This window comes from Flavobacterium noncentrifugens, from assembly GCF_900100375.1.
In the GTDB taxonomy this organism is placed as follows: domain Bacteria; phylum Bacteroidota; class Bacteroidia; order Flavobacteriales; family Flavobacteriaceae; genus Flavobacterium; species Flavobacterium noncentrifugens.
The window spans coordinates 342,221-361,764 of record NZ_FNEZ01000003.1; the positions used below are offsets into that span (position 1 = coordinate 342,221).

The 19,544-nt window shown below is 40.0% G+C and carries 14 protein-coding genes; 4 read left to right on the forward strand and 10 right to left on the reverse strand.

The window, feature by feature from the left end; genetic code table 11:
• Positions 1 to 64: 64 nt before the first annotated feature.
• Both BLS32_RS11130 and BLS32_RS11135 read right to left on the reverse strand, forming a co-directional pair.
• On the reverse strand, positions 65 to 2,881 hold the full coding sequence (locus BLS32_RS11130) for a helix-turn-helix and ligand-binding sensor domain-containing protein (protein ID WP_245699418.1): 2,817 nt from the start codon (positions 2,879 to 2,881) through the stop codon (positions 65 to 67).
• A 135-nt stretch (positions 2,882 to 3,016) separates the two neighbouring features.
• Entirely contained in the window at positions 3,017 to 3,859 is an 843-nt protein-coding gene (locus BLS32_RS11135; RefSeq protein ID WP_091395537.1) for a T9SS type A sorting domain-containing protein, read from the reverse strand.
• 395 nt (positions 3,860 to 4,254) lie between these two features.
• On the opposite strand from BLS32_RS11135, the gene uvrA reads away from it, so the two are divergent.
• Positions 4,255 to 7,044 (forward strand): excinuclease ABC subunit UvrA, encoded by a 2,790-nt coding sequence (uvrA, locus tag BLS32_RS11140; RefSeq protein ID WP_091395540.1) that lies wholly within the window; start codon positions 4,255 to 4,257, stop codon positions 7,042 to 7,044.
• Here the strand turns inward: uvrA and BLS32_RS11145 are convergent, their stop codons facing one another.
• A complete protein-coding gene (locus tag BLS32_RS11145; RefSeq protein WP_091395544.1) occupies positions 7,045 to 8,190 on the reverse strand; it encodes a M28 family peptidase in 1,146 nt (381 codons plus the stop codon). It abuts the gene before it with no gap.
• Between the two features lie 62 nt (positions 8,191 to 8,252).
• On the reverse strand, positions 8,253 to 8,699 hold the full coding sequence (locus tag BLS32_RS11150; RefSeq protein WP_091395548.1) for a hypothetical protein: 447 nt from the start codon (positions 8,697 to 8,699) through the stop codon (positions 8,253 to 8,255).
• A 234-nt stretch (positions 8,700 to 8,933) separates the two neighbouring features.
• Here BLS32_RS11150 and BLS32_RS11155 point away from each other — a divergent pair, with 234 nt between their 5' ends.
• Positions 8,934 to 9,479, forward strand: coding sequence for a hypothetical protein (locus BLS32_RS11155; RefSeq protein WP_091395551.1), 546 nt, complete (start codon positions 8,934 to 8,936; stop codon positions 9,477 to 9,479).
• Positions 9,480 to 9,661: 182 nt separating this feature from the next.
• On the opposite strand, the gene BLS32_RS11160 is transcribed toward BLS32_RS11155, so the two are convergent.
• From BLS32_RS11160 to BLS32_RS11175, 4 genes are all read right to left on the reverse strand, one after another.
• A complete protein-coding gene (locus tag BLS32_RS11160; protein ID WP_091395554.1) occupies positions 9,662 to 11,128 on the reverse strand; it encodes an oligosaccharide flippase family protein in 1,467 nt (488 codons plus the stop codon).
• Complete coding sequence (locus BLS32_RS11165) at positions 11,128 to 12,411, reverse strand: glycosyltransferase family 4 protein (RefSeq protein WP_091395557.1); 1,284 nt, start codon at positions 12,409 to 12,411, stop codon at positions 11,128 to 11,130. The genes BLS32_RS11160 and BLS32_RS11165 overlap by 1 nt, the downstream gene beginning before the upstream one ends.
• 33 nt (positions 12,412 to 12,444) lie before the next feature.
• The gene (locus tag BLS32_RS11170) at positions 12,445 to 14,919 is read right to left on the reverse strand and encodes a YfhO family protein (RefSeq protein WP_091395560.1); all 2,475 of its coding nucleotides are present in this window, start codon (positions 14,917 to 14,919) and stop codon (positions 12,445 to 12,447) included.
• Positions 14,920 to 15,011: 92 nt separating this feature from the next.
• Complete coding sequence (locus BLS32_RS11175) at positions 15,012 to 15,302, reverse strand: DUF4834 family protein (RefSeq protein WP_091395564.1); 291 nt, start codon at positions 15,300 to 15,302, stop codon at positions 15,012 to 15,014.
• A gap of 214 nt (positions 15,303 to 15,516) precedes the next feature.
• On the opposite strand from BLS32_RS11175, the gene BLS32_RS11180 reads away from it, so the two are divergent.
• Positions 15,517 to 16,500: a transporter gene (locus tag BLS32_RS11180; RefSeq protein ID WP_091395569.1), complete on the forward strand. Its 984-nt coding sequence runs from the start codon at positions 15,517 to 15,519 to the stop codon at positions 16,498 to 16,500.
• Position 16,501: 1 nt separating this feature from the next.
• Positions 16,502 to 17,620 carry a GNAT family N-acetyltransferase gene (locus BLS32_RS11185; RefSeq protein ID WP_091395572.1) on the forward strand — a complete coding sequence of 373 codons (1,119 nt, stop codon included), beginning with the start codon at positions 16,502 to 16,504 and terminating at the stop codon, positions 17,618 to 17,620.
• 34 nt (positions 17,621 to 17,654) lie between these two features.
• Here BLS32_RS11185 and BLS32_RS11190 read toward each other — a convergent pair whose 3' ends face one another.
• Both BLS32_RS11190 and BLS32_RS11195 read right to left on the reverse strand, forming a co-directional pair.
• Positions 17,655 to 18,125 (reverse strand): hypothetical protein, encoded by a 471-nt coding sequence (locus BLS32_RS11190; protein WP_091395576.1) that lies wholly within the window; start codon positions 18,123 to 18,125, stop codon positions 17,655 to 17,657.
• Positions 18,126 to 18,245: 120 nt separating this feature from the next.
• Positions 18,246 to 19,511, reverse strand: coding sequence for a cysteate-C-fatty acyltransferase (locus BLS32_RS11195; protein ID WP_091395579.1), 1,266 nt, complete (start codon positions 19,509 to 19,511; stop codon positions 18,246 to 18,248).
• Between the last annotated feature and the right edge of the window lie 33 nt (positions 19,512 to 19,544).

Here is a 19,544-nt window from a genome sequence, read left to right on the forward strand (position 1 = left end):
AAAGGCGCTTATATCGTTGTTGTTGTGGTGTTGTATAGGTAATATACGACGATGTTGTAAAATATCATATTGAAAGAATGTACTCAACAAGTCCCTGTTCATGCGACAAATCCATTTTTTTACGCAAACGATATCGTTTTATCTCCACGCTTCGTACTGAAATGTTTAATAAAGGTGCAATTTCCTTTGATGAAAGGTTTAGTCTAAGGTATGCACAAAGCCTTAAATCATTTGGTGTAAGTGACGGATGTGCGAATTTGACTTTCTTCAGAAAATCTTTATCAGCGTTGTCAAAAGCTTCTTTGAAAACATTCCAAGTATCTTCTTCACTGATGTTTCTATTGATGGTTGTAATTACCGATCTGATGTTTTTACTGCTATCATCTGAATTTTTCTTCAGGTCTTCCTTAATCAAAGCGAGCAATTCATTTTTCTTGATCAGGCTCATCGTAGAAACGGCAAGTTCCCTGTTTTTCGCATCAAAATCCTGCGCCAATTGTTCATTGCGGAGTTTCATCAATTGCTGCTCATTCTCAAGTTCCTTAATTTCCAGCAAAAGATTGTTTTCTTCGATGAGTTTTTCACGCTGCTTCTGGTAATAATTTTTATAAGCCTTATTGATAAAATGCGCCGCTACCAATAGTAAAATAAGGTAAATCAATATCGCAAAATTCGTGGCATACCAAGGTTTAAGGATTTTAAAATGATATGCAACCGTGTTTTCGGGAGCTGAATTCGCGATTTTTGCACGCACTTTAAACGTATAATCCCCAGGAGGAAGATTTTTAAAATTTATCGTTGGCTTCGCACTCCATTCACTCCATTGTTCCTGATTTCCCTCGAGCAAATATTGGTATTCGGCGCTGATGTACTTGTTGTATTCGGGAACTGTATAAGTAAACGTAATGTTATTTTCATCATAATGAAACTCGCCTTCTTCAGAGATGGGCCTGTTTGAAAATTTCTCATTCAGTTTGTTGCTGCTGATTTTCGAAATCGACACGCTATAATTCTTAAAACTCAGGTCGTTGATGTTGATCGTGTAGTAACCATCTGTAGTTCCGATGAGGTAAATAGCGTTTGTCAATTGGGTGATATTTTCATATCCAAGCATCGAATTGGTCAGTGAAGCCGGGATTGGAATTGCATTTTGCTTGAGTTCACTACTGAGTTTGCTCAGCGAAAAATAATGAATGTAACTCTTAGAAAACAACCACAATTTATTCGAATTGTCAATGATCAACTTCCCTGAGGTATATTCATCATTTTCAAAAACAGCACTTAAAAATTGATCCTTTTTAAATTGTTTTGTCGCCTCATCGAGTTTAAAAATACCGTCTTTACAGGCATAATAAATGACATTATTGAATTTTGCCAAACTTGCATTCTTTCCCTTTTTCGGAGAAGTATAAGTAATGAAATGAGTCGTCATTTTTTGAAATAGCGCATCCAATTGCAGCCTGAAAACACCTTTATATTCATGGCTGACATAAATTTCGCGCGCATTGTTAATTTCGAAATATTTGGACGAATAATCGAACCCAGAGATTTTATTGCGGAAAATCCATTGTCCGTCTATCTTCTGCAAAATTGAAAGTCCATAATAATTTCCCTGCAGCAGCAATTCGGGATGGTTTGGAATCGTTTCAAATTTCCAGGTTCCGGATTGCATGAAAATATTTCTGGCACTGCCGTTTTCTACTAGGAATGTTCCGGAATCATGGCCGCAAAAAATCGTGTTTTCATATTCAAAAAGCGACCAAACCTGCCCTTTTGTCCCTGGAATGAATTTAAATTCCTGGCTGGTTTCATAGCCTTTATAAAACAATCCCTGGTTGGTCCCGATATACAAAATGCCGTTATGCAGCAACGAAGTATATACGGTTCCGAAGCTTCCCGTGTCATCAGAAAAACTTTTTACCGGCGACTGCAAGTTGATGCAATTGATGCCGTTGTCTAATCCGATCCAAAGATTTTTGTCAGCATCTTCAAATAATGAAAGCGCTGTATTGTTGCTCAGGCCGCGGTTTTGCGTCAGATGGTATTTAATTTTTCCGTCTTTGGTAAGGATGAAAACGCCATTTGAAACGGTACCAAGCGCGTAACTTCCGTCAGATAAGAATTCGCTGCTGTAAATGCTGCTCGCCGCAAGTTCTGATTCGGCTTCGGTAGCAAATTTGGACAAACTTCCGTTGATCAACTTGTAGAATCCGCTGAGCTGCGTTTGGATCAGCAAACCTTCATCACTCGAAAATACGTTGACAATCTTACTGAATTTTAAAATCGGGTCATTTGAAACCAGTTTGCTTTTGCCATTTTCAATTTCAAAAAGTCCTTCATTGATTGTATGAAAATAGATCGAATTGTTGGCTCGAAAAGATTTCAGCACACCATTTTTCGGGGCAATGATGTTGAATTTCCCGGTTTTCGTATCGTAAATATAAATCCTGTCGAGCGACTGAAAGATCACCCATTGGTCATAATTGACGATATTCCAGAATTGTTCGTCGTCCTGAATTTTATTTTTAATGGTTTTGCTAAGAGAAGTATATTTGAGTTGCCCATTAGTTTGCCTGTTCCAAAAACCAAATTCCATGTAACAACCTGTATATATCTTGTTTTCGATTACTTTTACAGATCTGATAATGGTTTCGTTTGGAGACGGATACAACGTCCAGTTCGAGCCGTTAAATTCAAGCAATCCCTCATTATTGGCAAAAAACAAAAAATGATTGTCGTCCTGTGACATCATCCAGTTTTGATTTCCCGCTCCATACGTTGACGGACTGTATCTTACAATAGGCGGCAATTCCTGGGAAAATCCAAAAAAAAATGTCAAGAAAAGTGAAAAAGTATATAAGAATCGTATTTTTTTTTGCATGTGAAGACGTTGGTAACAGATGATTTTGAAGCTAAAGGTAGCGATATTTGATTTACAAAAACAACTGCAATTTTTTCAAACAAAAAAAGCACGTTTCCATTAAAAAACGTGCTTTTTTAACTAACTCAACTTAATTCAATTCTTAACAATTCTTGTGGTTTTGGTTTTTCCGGCTATGGTTGATTTTACAATGTAAATTCCGTTTTGAAGGTTTGAAATATTAACATTTACTAAAGAAGCCGATGGATTTCTTGACATGATTTCCTGACCTAAGATGTTATAAACAGCGATATTCTCAATATTTTTTGCCGCTTGGATTGTGATGTTATCCGATGCTGGGTTCGGGAAAATTTCAAAGTTTTCATTTGAAAATTGACTCACGGCTAAAGCTGCCGGAATTACCCTTGCATTGCCAAGTTCATCCGCATGTGCTGGATTTCCATTTAAACCAGTAACAGAAAAACCGTATTGTACCAGCAAACCTGCAGGAATATTTGGAGCTGTAATTGAGAAAGTTTGCCCAGCGACAAGCGGCGTTGTAACAAGCACATCTGTAGAGTAGCCATTTGCAGGGTTCAGTCCTTTTATAAATGCGATGACCGTATAACCCGAAGCAAAGGAATTGCTCTCAACTGTAGCAGTAAATGTCAGTGTCTGGCCTGCAAGTGCAGCATTTTCAACGAAAGTGTTTCCTTCGAAGGTTTTATTACCCAGTTCGCCATTCGACCAGTAAGGATCTGAAGCATTGTACGTATTAAAATTCGGATAAAGCGTGACTGAAATAGGATCGACTACTGATTTCAAATCTGCCAATGCCCAACCGTTTCCAAATTGGTAGGCACCATTGTCAAAAATATTGGCATAACCTATCCAGGCTGCACTGCCATCGACAGTAACAGTCGTTTGTGCATTGCTGTGAGGCGCAAATGCAAAAATGCAAACAGCAAGCATTGCAACAGCATGTAATTTTGTTTTCATAATGATAAAGATTTAAGTTAGTAATGTTTGTTAAAAGTATTTGATTTTTAAACGTTTGGTTCAAAACAGCATTATATAGAAACTATACATTAATCAAAAAGATATTTATTAACTTAATAATGTATGAAAATAGCAATAAATACAAAGCTTTTTTGTCAATTTTGTTTTTATGATATTCTTATTAAAATTCAAATACAACGGTTTCGTTGTGGTAATGTATAGGTAAAAACAAGTCTTCATCTGACATAAAATGTCTTTTAAAATCTTAAAAGACCTTTTATGATTTATACATAAGACCTGAATGTTAAAATAAATCTAAATGAACCCTGCGAAGGGTTGCATTATCCTAAAGGATACCGATATTTAATTACCTTTGCACACATTATTTTCCTGCTATGAAAACCACAGATATTTCGACTTTAGAACCTAAAAAAAACATCATCATCAAAGGCGCTCAGGTACACAACCTTAAAAACCTCGATGTTGCCATTCCAAGAAACAAACTTGTAGTCATTACCGGACTTTCAGGTTCGGGGAAATCATCCTTGGCTTTTGATACTTTATATGCCGAAGGCCAGCGTCGTTATGTTGAAAGTTTGTCTTCGTATGCCAGGCAGTTTTTGGGCCGTTTGGACAAACCGAAAGTCGAATACATCAAAGGTATTGCGCCGGCAATAGCCATCGAGCAAAAAGTCAATACGACCAATGCGCGTTCGACTGTTGGAACATCTACCGAAATTTATGACTACCTGAAATTATTGTATGCCAGAATTGGAAAGACTTTTTCTCCGGTTTCAGGCCGCGAAGTCAAAAAAGATACGGTTTCCGATGTCATCAACGATGTCAAAACTTTTGAGCCGGATAGCAAATGGATGCTCCTTGCACCAGTTTACCCTGAAAAAGACAGATCCATCGAAGAAAAACTAAAAGTGCTGCTGCAACAAGGTTTTTCAAGGATTTTTGTTAAAGGTGAAACGATTCGCCTGGACGAACTTGAATCTGTGAAATTACCGAAAAAAGATATTTTTCTGGTCATTGACAGGATTGTTGTAAAAGACGAAGAAGAATTTTTCAACCGCCTTTCAGATGCCATACAAACTGCTTTTTTTGAAGGAAAAGGCATTTGTTATTTACAGGAACTAAATTCCGAAAAACGCTACTCTTACAGCAATAAATTCGAATTAGACGACATTACGTTCCTCGAGCCGAACGTGCATTTGTTCAGCTTCAACAATCCATACGGCGCCTGCCCGGTTTGCGAAGGTTACGGAAATATCATCGGTATCGATGAAGAACTCGTCATTCCAAACACCGCCTTATCGATTTATGAAAACGCGCTTTATCCGTGGCGCGGTGAAAGCATGGGCTGGTATCGTGAAGAATTGGTCAAAAATGCATACAAATTTGATTTTCCGATCCACAAGCCGTATTTTGAATTGTCGAATGAGCAAAAAGAAATCGTATGGACGGGAAACGAATATTTTCAGGGCCTAAATGCCTTTTTCAAAGAGCTCGAAGAAAAAAACTATAAGATCCAAAACCGTGTGATGCTGTCGCGTTACCGCGGAAAAACGAAATGTTACTCGTGTAAAGGCAAACGGCTCAGGATTGAAGCATCTTATGTAAAAATTGGTGGAAAAACCATTTCTGACCTTGTTGATTTACCAATTAAAAATCTTGTCGCCTTTTTTAAAGCACTCGAATTAAACGAATTTGACACCAAAGTTGCCAAAAGATTGTTGCTCGAAATCAACAACCGCTTGCGTTTTCTAGATGAAGTCGGATTGAGTTATTTAACATTAAACCGAAATTCTGCTTCACTTTCAGGCGGAGAATCCCAAAGAATCAACCTTGCCACTTCTCTTGGAAGCAGTTTGGTAGGGTCGATGTACATTCTCGATGAGCCAAGCATCGGATTGCATCCAAAAGATACCGAAAGACTGATCAATGTCCTGATTTCACTCCGCAATCTCGGAAATACCGTCATTGTGGTCGAACACGACGAAGACATCATGAAAGCGGCCGATATGATTATCGACATTGGCCCCGAAGCCGGAACTTACGGCGGAAATCTCGTCGCTCAGGGCACATTTGAAGAAATCCTGAAGTCCGATTCCCTAACGGCGAAATACCTGAATGGCGAAATGGAAATTAAAGTCCCAAAAAGCCGCAGAAAATGGAGTCAATACATTGAAATCCTCGGTGCGCGTGAAAACAACCTGCAAAACGTTGACGTTAAATTTCCATTGGAAGTTCTCACTGTGATCACGGGCGTTTCAGGAAGCGGAAAAAGTACGCTCGTCAAAAAGATCCTGTTTCCGGCAATGCAGAAAAAGATCGAAGGCGTGGGTGAAAAAGCCGGACAATTTACCGACATGCGCGGCTATTACCATAAAATCCAGCACATTGAATATGTCGACCAGAACCCGATCGGAAGAAGTTCGCGTTCCAATCCGGTGACTTACATCAAAGCGTATGACGATATCCGTGATTTGTTTGCGAAAGAAAAACTGTCGAAAATCCGAGGTTATTTACCAAAGCATTTCTCTTTTAATGTCGATGGCGGACGCTGCGAAACCTGTAAAGGCGAAGGCTCTATCAATGTTGAAATGGTTTTTATGGCCGATGTCCAACTGCCTTGCGACACCTGTAACGGAAAACGGTTCAAAAAAGAAATCCTCGAAATTTACTTTGAAGGCAAAAACATCGATGACATTTTAACGATGACGATCGATGATGCGGTCGCATTCTTTTCTGCTGCAAAGCAAACGAAGATCATGCAGAAATTGCAGCCATTGCAGGATGTCGGACTAGGATATGTGCAATTGGGGCAATCGTCTTCTACCCTTTCGGGCGGCGAAGCGCAAAGAATCAAACTCGCATCGTTCCTTGTAAAAGGCGTCACCAAAGAGAAAGCATTGTTTGTTTTTGACGAACCAACGACAGGATTGCATTTCCACGACATCAAAAAATTGCTGGCTTCATTTGATGCATTGATCGACAAAGGCCATTCGATTATCGTAATTGAGCACAATCTTGACCTGATCAAATGCGCCGATTACATTATCGATCTTGGGCCGGAAGGCGGCGAAAATGGCGGAAAGATTTTAGCTGTCGGAACGCCTGAGGAAATCGTAAAAAACAAAGCTTCGGTTACTGTGAAATACCTGAAAGAGAAATTGTAATCAATCGATAATGATCTTCTTCGTGACTTCTTTATCGGATGTTTTGATCACCGCAAGGTAAATGCCTTTCGGCAGATCGGAAACAAAGACATTTTCAATCAGTTTTGAATTAGCAAATGATTTTTGAAGCGCGATTTTCCCGTTCATGTCAACCAACTTAAAAGTGTAATTCACAGATTTTAAAATGCCTTTGTTGATATGCAGCGAATTTTTGGTCGGATTCGGATAAAAGCGCACCTGGAAATCCGAATCAAAACCGGAAGTTTTTAAAGTTGCCGTCGATCCTTTTGCAAAATGCAATGTTGCGCCAACTGCACCTTTTGCCACATTCCAAACATAAACCGGATCCATATTGACCAAAAGATCGTTGGAAGTATGTTTATACGGCGTTTCGTTTTTCTCGAAAATCCCGCAAATAATTTCGCCATTGCTTTGAAACGACATATAATCTGAAGTATAAGCACGGTCTAAAAACGTATCAAGCGGCGAATACAATCCGTAACAGGCAATTAATTGGTTCGTATATGAATTCGACTGTGAATTATTCGCTGTTGGCGTGCTAGTATCGCGTTCGCAGGTAATCGTATTGTTGGTTTCCCCCGCAACGCCGCCCACTTCGTCAATGTTCAGCAACACGCGAATGTCCATTTTTGGCATGGTCGCATTGACAACATTGGCCACATAAGCCGCGCTGCCTTTTAAACCGTCTTCTTCTCCGCTGAAATTGATGAATTTGATTGAATATGCTGTCGGTAGATTTTGCAGCAAACGTGCTATTTCTAAAATCGTTACGACACCGCTTCCGTTATCGTTCGTTCCGGTTCCGGTAACCGAATCATAATGTCCGTCGACAATTACGAATGTATTCGGATATAAAGTCCCAATTTTTGTCAGTGACAGGTTTTTGCAGGTCGATCCTGAATAACTATAAGAATCTTCCTGCATCTGGCTCGTCGAATAACCGTAACTCAAATATTTATTTTTAAGCCATTCCAGCGTATTTTGCAATGCTTCTGTTCCGCGGTATTTCACACCCAATTGTTCATATTCCCGAAGATTGTTCAGTATATTTTCCTGAGAGCAGTTTTCGACTATCGCACCATAAGCAGGAACAACGTTTGGCTTTGACCCATACTGAACAAGCATAAAAAGCCAAAAACGAACAACGTTTTTACTTCGAAAATTTTCATAATGCGTGGCATTTAAATCTAATCATTTACCGCTTCTTCAGATTTGATATTAAAGATAAAGATTTTGACATAACGCTTTTCATTGCTTTCATAAGAATACGTAAAAGTCTTTTTCGCCGGGTCTAAAACGAGTTTTCCACGTGCTGTTTTCGAACGCATGATCCAGGTTGATATGCCTTTTTCATCAACAACATACGAAATGATCGAACCGTGATAGGTGCGCACTTTTCCGTCGTCAACCAGGCTGATTACTATATAGCCATTGGTTTTTGAACCGATTTCACGAATGTTGATCAGTGAATTTTCGAATTCGGTGTCACGCAGGTCGTAAGCGTCTTTTTCCTCATTCCAAACATAAAACATGCGGCTGTCCGAATCATATTTCATCTGGCTGTTCATCGGCGTAGGCTGTGCCGTTGCCAATTTGCTGATCAAAAGCAATAAGAAGAATAATCTGTATTTCATTTCTGGGGGCAATTTGCGTCCAAAAGTACAAAATCAAAATAGATCTCAAAAAAATTTAAAAAAATGACCACGTTAATTTTTTCATAACATAAATCACTGGTAAATAATCGTTTAAAAACAAATCTGAAAAAACTTATCAAAGTCATTAACTAAATATTACTTTTTGGCACGCTACTTGGAAACGCAAAACCAAACCGGAAAAGTTCCGGCATCAAAATCCCAATACCATTGATTATGAAAAAAATTACTTTTTTAGCAGCTGTACTTTTTGCTTTCGCAGGTACCGCAAACGCATCAGGAATAATCAATTTTTCTGATGGTTTTACAAAAACACGTTTCAGCGCCGACGAGCCAATCGTGTTTACCGAAAGAGGAATCGAATTTTACATTTTTCCAAATGGCGAATTCGACTTCAACACCGTAGAAACCTCAGGTTCAGGAACCGTTTATAAAAACGGCAGGCGAAACAACACTTACGCAACGCCAACCGGAACCAGGATCGAACATGATGCCGCCGGAAGAATCAGAAGAATCGGAAACGTTTTCATGAATTACGACAGCAACAACAGGATCAAAAGAATCGGAAGCGTATATATGTCTTACAACCGTTTCGCGCTCACGCAAGTTGGAAATCTAAGGATTTTATACAACAGAAACGGCCAGATCATCAATATGATTGGAAATGTAAAATACGAACATTCAAATGCGTACAGTTACGGAAATGGATACAACAACGATAGTCAGGACGACGATCAAACGTATTACAAAGCAGGAAAATAATTAGAAGTTGGGTTAAATTGGTTGTTGGTTTTTGTGAAGCTCCGGAGAATTTTTCTTCGGAGCTTCTTTTTTTCAGGAGCTATTCCTGCTATCCACTGCACCCGAGCGAAGCGAACTGGCGAAGCAATCTTTTTATTTATTCGTACCTCACAAAATAAAAAGGATTTTCGTTTCTATCAGGGCTAGGGCATTTTCACACGTTTCAGCATCGTTCTAACGATCACGTTCAGTTCTTCCGAAACTGCCAGTCTGTAATTCGCTACCACATAAAAAACCGTGATCAAACCCGATTTCAAAGCGATATTCACGATCGGATGAAACGGGAAATCCCAAAAGTAAAAAACCACAAAACACACCGAAATTATCCCGAAAGACTGCACCGTTTTATTGGTAAACGGATACAAATCCATATTCCGAACCACAAACAACAATTTAATCGTATTGTAAACCAAAACCGAAAGCAAAGTCGCCAAAGCCGCACCTTCAATGCCGTAAAGCGGAATAAAAACCATATTCAGCACGATCATCAAAAAAACCAGCAGCAATCCAAACAGTAAAACCGAACGGTAATACCTCGAATTGAAAATGATCGCGTTGTTGTTTCCCAAAATCACATCATAAAACTTCGACAGCCCAATCATAAAAACCACTGCAATTCCGCCGCTGTAATCTTTCGGGATTAGATGGTACATTTCCTTGATATTCAGGAAAATGTACAACATCACCAATCCGCCGATCACCTGTAAATTGATGGCACTTTTTTTATACAGATCGTTGAGTTCATCGTGTTTTCCCTGCGCCATCAGTTTGGCCGTGATCGGATAAATGATCTGCGTCATTGCGCGGCTTGGAACGGCAATGACCGTCGCAATGAAAATCGCCACCGAATACAACGCATTGTCGCTGATATTTCTATAGGCCGGAATCATCACTTTGTCAAAATCCAATAACATCACAGCCACACTTCCCGACAAAATAATGAACATCGAATACCCAAAAATTGATTTCACATTGTGCGGAACCACAAACCGAAACACCGGCATTTTCACGTAAACGGCGTAAATCTGCATCGCAACAAGCTGCAACAAATACGCAACAGCGACGGCATAAACAAAGGCCGTTTTAGAAATCCATCCGAAATAAACCGCAAAAAGCAACACCATGATCGTCACGCGAACGACGACTTCACTAATAAAATTCCCAAACACAGATTGCATGTGGACTTTCACCCATGCATAAAAAATCTCAAAATAACCCATGCAAAACCCAACAACCGGAATCAGCCATAAAAACGACCGCAGCATCGGGTTTTCCTTTGCCAGAAAATCGGAAATTGGCTGTTCAAAGAAAAAAATAATCCCCAAAAGCGGAATGATAAATGCCAGCGGCATCACCAGCATAAACGTCAAAAATTCCTCGCGTTCTTTCTCATCTTTGCAATGTGCATAAAAACGAATTAAAGTATTGTGTACGCCAAAAGCCATCAGCGGCATCAAGATATTCGCCGCCGAAAGTACATAAGCGACCACCCCATAATGCAGTTTGCCAAGAAAATTCGTGTATAGAAAAAGTGCATTGACCGCGCCTATCCCAAATCCGAAGAACGTAATGATCGTATTTTTGATCGACTGGCTCTGAACAATACCCATTAGATTGTATTTAGGATTTTTGCGAGTTCCGAAGTCAGGTTTTTTCGGGAATATTGCTGCAAACCGATTGGATGGGAACGCAATTTGCTTTCTAAAAATTGGTTGTAGTAATCGAGAATCTGTGCCTTTAGTTTTTCTTTTTCATCATATGTAAAGAAAACGCCCGTATTCGTTGACGTAATGATTTCGGCGAAGTCAGAATCCTGCGGGCCAATCGCCACAATCGGGCGCTCAGAAACCATGTATTCGAATAATTTTCCGGGAATAATACTTTTGGTTTCGTCTGAATTGATTTCAATCAGCAGCAAAACCTGCGATCTTCTTTGGTGTGCAATCGCTTCTTTGTGGGAAACATAACCCAGATTATTGACGTATTTGTCGAGCTTGAATTCGGCAATCGCATCGAGGATTTCTTTGCTGACCGCGCCAATCAATTTCAGTTCAAAATCCCTGGAAAAATCTGGGTTTTCTTTGATGAGTTCCTGCAATGCTTTCCATAAAATCCGCGGATTTCTGTCCGATAAAAACGAACCGATGTGCGCCAGGGAAAATTTGAAATCCAATGTTGGTTTTATAATATTCTCCACATCATAACCATTGGTAATGACGTCGATCGGTTGTGGAGTTAGTGCCTGAAATTCGGTTTTTGTCGTTTTGCTCGTGACCAAAATCCGGTCGGCCGTATTCAAAACTTCGCTTTCTAATTTTTTGTGTTTTTTCGCTGCCGAATCGGATAAACGTAGTGATTTATGATAACCGATTGTCGTCCACGGATCACGGAAATCTGCGATCCAGTTGACTTTTATTTTTTGTTTCAATTGCAATCCGATCAAATGCAAACTGTGCGGTGGCCCGGAAGTAATGATCATTTCAATATTATTTTCGGCAATGTATTTTTCAAGAAATTGTACAGAAGGTTTCACCCACAACACGCGTGCATCTGGAATAAAAAGATTGCCGCGGATCCATAAAAAAAGCTTTTCCAAAAACGATTGTTTTTTCTTTCCGGGAATAATTCCGGAGCTGATTTTTTTGGTTTTATTTTTTGAAAATACCGACGCCAATCCATAAGGCTCCAGTATTTTTTTCCTGATGATAATTGCCTTATCGGAAATCTCGCTGACCAAAGCTTCATCTACAATCGGATACGTAGGATTTTCGGGAATGTAAACCACCGGCTGAAACCCGAAATCGGGTAAGTATTTTACAAATTTAAGCCAGCGTTGCACGCCCGGACCGCCTGCTGGAGGAAAATAATACGTAATGATCAGTACTTTTTTCATTTGGAAAAATTTATTCCTGCAAAATTTCAGAACTTATTTCTGGTCTTTATACCAGTATTTTCTTCTTTCAAAATACAATCCGCCAGCAATTAAAAACAGCATTCCAACTGAACTTGCAAGTGCAATTGCGCCTCCGGTTTTTACGACTTCAGGTTCAAATTTGAATTCAATCGTGTGTTTTCCTGCCGGAACTTGCATCGCGCGAAGGACGTAATCGGCACGGAAATGGTCGGCTTTTTTACCATCGATAAAAGCATTCCAGCCTTTTTTATAATACATTTCAGAGAACACGGCAACACCCGCATTCACATTATCCGATTCGTATTTCAAGGTGTTTGAATTGTATGATTTTAGCACAATGTTTGCTGTCGAATCTTTCGCAAGCGTTTGAGGCAAATTCAAATTCGGGAACTCTTTCGTGTTGACCACTGCGGTGTTTTTACTATCGATTTTGTCAAGCGATTTCATTTCATCATCTGCGGAAGCGACCGTTTTCAAACTACTCACAAACCACGCATTGCCATTTGCATACGGATTGACCAACGGCACTTCGCCGCTTTCGACAGGAATGATCACATATTTTACATTCAACAAGTCTAAAACCGGGCTGTTTTTTGTAAATGTCAGCGTTTTTTCATTCGTCGATTGCACGACAGCCGGAAGGTCTTTATCGATCTGGTATTTGAACAATTCCTCGAATCTTCTTGGGCGAACCGCACTGTATCCGCCAACGGTTTTATGGAAATAAGACGATTTTCCCTGCAACCTGCCCTGAATATCATAGACCCTGAAATCAGATTTGTCCTGAAGGATTTGCTGGTCTGCAGCAGAAGCTTCAAACGGAATATCAACCTGGCTCGCGCTAACAAAATCCTCGGCATTGACGTATTTTTTATCTACGAAAAACAAGTCGGCAACCATTACAATTCCGATAATGATGATCGCTGTATTTTGCGCCAGTTTATTTTTTAAGACCAGCCACAACATTCCGGTACAGATCAAAACTAAAAAAGCAGAACGCGCCAAATCGGCTGAATACAACGTTTTACGGTCACTTTTCAACGCTTCAATAAATTGCGGCCCATATTGTTTCAGCATCATATCGTCGTGCATTCCGGCGAATGTGAATTGCGATTTGAATAAGAATAAAACCAGTATAATTCCGAAAAAAGTTCCTGCCGATTTGTATAATGATTTTAATTGTGTTTGTGAATCCGATTTAAAAAACGATTGCAATCCCATGATCGCAAGCACCGGAATGCACAATTCCAAAATCACCTGAATCGAGGAAACTGCACGGAATTTATCATACATCGGAACATGGTCTATAAAGAAGTTCGTCAGTTCCGGAAAGTTTTTTCCCCACGATAAAAACAACGATAAAATCGCCCCGGCGAGAAAGGCATATTTGAGTTTTCTCTGGTCGTTGAACAATGCCAATATGCAGAAGAAAAAAACCACAGCGCCAATATAAGCCGGTGCTTCCACGATTGGCTGGTCGCCCCAATATACAGGAAGCTGCTTTACGCCTTCGCGCGCATCGTGTTCGGGAACATTGTTGTTAATCATCAGTTCATACATCGCGCTGTCCGGGCCAAGGTCTTCACCGTTCCCACCTCCAAAAAGACGTGGCGCGATCAGGTTTAGGCTTTCGGCAATTCCGTAACTGTATTCTGTAATATAATCATAATCCATCGCAGATTTGGTCGTATTGGTCGTGCCGTCGGGATTGTAAGTCAGTTCGCTTTTTCCGCGGATGCTGTCATTTGCATATTCTGAAGTCGCCAGTAAATTCGCAGCATTGACACCGATCGCCAGAATTCCGGCCACGGCAAATACGCCAAAAGCATACAACAATTGCCGGAATGATTTTTCTGAGATGTACTTGTAGCAATAATAAATGGTAATTGCCAAAAGCAAAAACAACAGATAGTACGTCATCTGAAAGTGGTTCGCATTTATTTCAAGCGCGGCGGCAACCATTGTCAGCAATCCGCCGGCAACGTATTTTCGTTTGAAAACCAGTAAAACACCGGCAACAACGAGCGGCATATATGCAATCGCATGCGCTTTTGCATTGTGGCCTACGCCAAGAATAATAATCAGATACGTCGAAAAACCGAAAGCGAGCGCTCCGAAAAATGCTTTCAGCGGATCGGCTTTTAAAACCAGCATCAACGCATAAAATCCGAGGAAATATAAGAAAAGGTAGTCTGCAGGACGCGGCAAAAACCGCAGCATATCGTCTAATTTACCTATGTAATCGTGCGGATAATTGGCGCCAAGCTGGTACGTTGGCATTCCGCCAAAAGCCGAATTCGTCCAATAAGGTTCTGTGTGGTTTGCAGCGCGAAAATCGTTTTGCTCCTTTGCCATTCCGGTAAATTGCGCAATGTCTGACTGAAAGATTTTTTTGCCTTGCAGCACCGGATAAAAATAAATAAGGGAAACTAAAATGAAGCCTGCAACGGCTAAAAAATGGGGATAAAACTTATTGAGTCTTTTCATTTGAAACGTATTCCGTAAATTAGAATCCAAAAATAGTTAAAAAAAAATAGTCCTGAAACTATCAGGACTGAATTGCTTTTAATCGTATGCTTTTAATCAATTTCTTCGTAATCTACATATTCGCCGACTTTTTTAGTTTCGTGCGGCTTGTCTGATTTTGGTGTATTGTAAATGATTTCGTCTTTTGGGTTTGATTGATAATTTTGGTTTGGCTGATACTGGCTTTGTTGCTGTTGCTGAAACTGCTCACCTGCTTTTTCGACTGCTTTCTTCACAAGGATTGGGAAAAATATACGTGCCAGAAATCTGAATATGTAATAGAATGCCACCATGTAAAGCAGCGTTTTGATAAAACCGTTGAATGATGCCGTTTCCAATTCCATAAATCGAAAAATTTTATCAAAAATAACAAATTCCAATTGGAATCGCTCTTAAATAAATAATAAAAAATGACTTTAGGATTTCAGATGTACGATTCACGAAGTGCTGAAATCGTGCTTTAGGTAACTTCATATTGGGGTAAACTTCCCGATAAATCATTTAATAAAATATAGTACATTTGGATTCCGTTATACCTACAACTCAAAAAAAGAAAATATGTTTGCTACAAAACGTGCCCTATTGCTGTTCTTTTTGCTCACGACAGCAGCCAATTATGCCCAATTTACCGATGTGATCAATTCGAACAGACCTGGCGAATCGATGGCGGCGTTCTCTGTCGGAAAAACCGTGATCCAGGCCGAACTTGGCTTTTACGGATTTAAGGAAGAGCATGATTTACTGGGTTATGAAGCCATTGGCGGCGGAACCGATCTTTCGGTACGTTATGGTGCCTTTTTCGAACAGCTCGAATTCAGCCTTGATGCCCAGTACCAAATGGAGAATTTCACTGCGCCACTGATCGATGAAAGACACAGCGGCTTTAAGCAAATGACACTCGGGGCAAAATATCTGATATATGATCCAACTAAAAAATACATCAACAGGAAACCAAATTTATACAGCTGGAATGCCAACCACAAGTTTAGCTGGAGGCAATTTATTCCCGCAGTCGGCGTTTATGCCGGTTTTAATGTCGACCTTTCAGATGGCGTTTTTGACCGCGGTTATTTTTTAAAAGACAATAAGTTAACGCCTAAATTTGCATTGCTGACGCAAAACCAACTTGGGAGATATGTGTTGGTTGGAAATGTCATTATGGATAAATTTAGCTCCAAACGCGAATCACTCGACTTCATCGTAACCTTAACCAGAGGTTTCAGCCCAAGATGGTCCGGGTTTTTAGAATGCCAGGGTTACAGCGGCGATTATTATTCAGATGTTGTAGGACGTGGCGGCGCAGCATTTTTACTGAAGCAAAACATCCAGATCGACGCTTCGGTTGGAACCAATTTTAAGACTACGCCATCCTTATTAATGGGCGCAATAGGTTTATCCTGGCGATTTGACGCCAATTATGAAGAAGTCATGATCCGACTTCCGAAAGATGAAAAAGGCAAAGAGAAATCGGAAAAAGACAAGAAAAAAGAAAAAGAGAAAAAACGCATTGATGGCGTTGAAGAAGGCGAAAAAGCAAATTAATATGATTACAATTAAAGAAGCGGTTTCAAAAAAGGAAATGACCGATTTTGTCAAATTTCCTTTCACCTTATATAAAGACAATCCGAATTGGATTCCGCCCATTATCAGCGACGAACTCGAATCGTTTGACAAAACAAAAAATCCGGCATTTGACCATGCCGAAGCTTATTTTTATCTGGCATACAAAGACGGAAAAATCGCTGGTCGCGTTGCCGCAATTATCAATTGGTCTGAAGTGAATGATCAGGATAAGAAAAAAGTCCGTTTTGGGTGGTTTGATGTCATCAACGACATTGAAGTGACCAAAGCACTTCTTGAAAAGGTGTACGAACTCGGAAAAAAACACAACTTAAAAAATGTAGAAGGCCCGATGGGATTTTCCAATTTGGATAAAGTTGGCGTACTTACGGAAGGCTTTGACCAGATCGGAACAATGATTACGTGGTACAATCTCGCTTATTATGTGGAGCATTTCGAAAAACTTGGTTTTGTAAAAGAAAAAGAATTTATTGAAAGCCGGTTTTCCTTTTCGGATGTAAGTGTCGAGCCATTTTTAAAGGCGGATGAACTCGTAAGAAGAAGATACGGATTGCGGTTGTTGACGTTTGATTCAACCAAAAAACTAATGCCGTATGTCGATCAGATGTTTGATTTATTCAATGCCAGTTATGCAAAACTGTCTTCATTTGTAGCTGTTTCAGAACGTCAGAAAGAATATTTTAAAAAGAAATACATCAACTTCATCAATCCCGAATATATCATGTTTGTTGTAGACAAAGACGACAATATGGTTGCTTTTAGTATTGTCATGCCTTCATTTTCAGAAGCGTTGCAGAAAATTAAAGGCAAACTTTTCCCTTTCGGTTTTTTGCATCTGCTGAGTGCCAAAAGAAACAGCAAAGAAGTATTGTTTTACCTGATTGGCATTTCACCCGATTATCAGAATAAAGGCGTTACAGCGATTATCATGCGAAAGTATTTTGACGTTTTTACAGATAAGGGAATCACGAACTGCATCCGCACGCCGGAACTTGAAGAAAACCATGCGATCCACAATCTATGGAAAAACTTCAACCCGGTGATTCACAAGCGACGTTGTACCTATATTAAAGATCTATAAATAAAAAGCTCCATCAAAAAATGGAGCTTTTATATTACCTGCAAGCCGTTCTGGCAATCTTTACCGCATCATCAAACTTAATGCTTTTGGGATCTTTAAAAACCTGCTTGTTTTCTTTTTCAACCATTTCTCCGTAACCCGGATAAAAGACATCGCCTTTTTTAAGAAAAACCATTTCCCGCACAGAACTTGTTCCTTCGGCTTGAAACGTATAATCTGCAACCAGCGTATCGCCTTTAAACATGCCTTTAAAAATCCCGTTGCTGTCGTCTTTTTCAAACCAGTTGAAAGTGAGTGAACCGCTGGCATCGTTTTCATTTCTGGTCAGCGAAAGCGTAACCGTATCTTTATTTTTCACGAACTCGTAACATTCTTTTTCAACGGCAACTACTGCCGGCGCTTCTACGTCGGGCGCAATGGTTTCTTTGGCTTCGGTTTCTGCCTTTTTATTGCAGCTAAAAGCCAATGCGCCACAAAATCCGGCAATTAAAATCTTATTTTTCATCATTAAAGGTTTAGTGTTGTTGGATAAAGTTAGCCTTTTTCGCTAAACAATGCGTTAATAAAAAACAAAACCGACTCATTTCTGAAGCGGTTTCGTTATTAATTGTCAATTGTCCAGTAACTAAACAGCATCCATATCAACTGTCGTCGCGTCGGCTATTTTTTTATAAGTTCCGTTGACCAATTTCTCACGGATGATCTCAAATGCCGCAAGCGTCTGGTCAATATCTGCCAAAGTATGCGAAGCGGTCGGAATCATACGCAATAAAATAATCCCTTTCGGAATCACCGGATAAATCACGATCGAAAGGAAAATCCCGTAATTCTCACGCAAATCATTCACCATGACCATTGCTTCGGGAACGCTTCCTTCGAGGTACACCGGCGTTACACAAGTGTTGGTGTCGCCAATATTAAATCCTTTATTGCGCAATCCGTTTTGCAAAGCATTCACGTTTTCCCACAATTTATCTTTCAATTCCGGCATTGAACGCAACATCTGCAAACGCTTCAATGAACCGATTGTCTGAATCATCGGAAGTGATTTTGCAAACATCTGCGAACGCAAATTGTATTTTAAATAATCAATAATGTCTTTATCTGCAGCGATGAAAGCGCCAATATTCGCCATTGATTTGGCAAACGTAGAGAAATATACATCGATCTGATCCTGAACACCTTGCTCCTCGCCCGCCCCGGCACCCGTTTTTCCAAGCGTACCAAAACCGTGTGCATCGTCAACGAGCAACCTGAAATTGTATTTTTTCTTGAATTCAACGATTTCCTTCAATTTTCCCTGCTGTCCGCGCATTCCGAAAACACCTTCGGTAATGAATAAAATCCCGCCGCCGGTTTCTTCGGCCATTTTTGTAGCACGCTGCAGGTTTTTTTCCATACTTTCCAGATCATTGTGTCGGTAAGTAAAGCGTTTTCCCATGTGCAGGCGAACACCGTCGATAATACAGGCGTGCGAATCGACATCATAAACAATAATATCGTTTTTAGTCACCAAAGCGTCGATCGTAGAAACCATGCCCTGGTATCCGAAATTCAGCAAATAAGCCGATTCTTTCATTACGAATTCAGCCAGTTCTTTTTCCAGCTGCTCGTGAAAATCGGTTTGCCCGCTCATCATTCTTGCACCCATCGGATATGCCGCGCCATATTGTGCTGCCGCTTCCGTATCTGCTTTGCGTACTTCAGGATGGTTTGCCAAACCTAAATAATCATTAATGCTCCAGTTTAGAATTTCTTTTCCGTGAAACATCATTCTCGGGCCTAAATCGCCTTCAAGTTTAGGAAAAACATAATAACCTTCGGCCTGTGAAGCCCATTTTCCCAACGGCCCTTTATTGTTCTGGATTCTTTCGAATAAATCTTTTACCATAATATATCGTGATTTCCGGAGATCAGTCCCGGA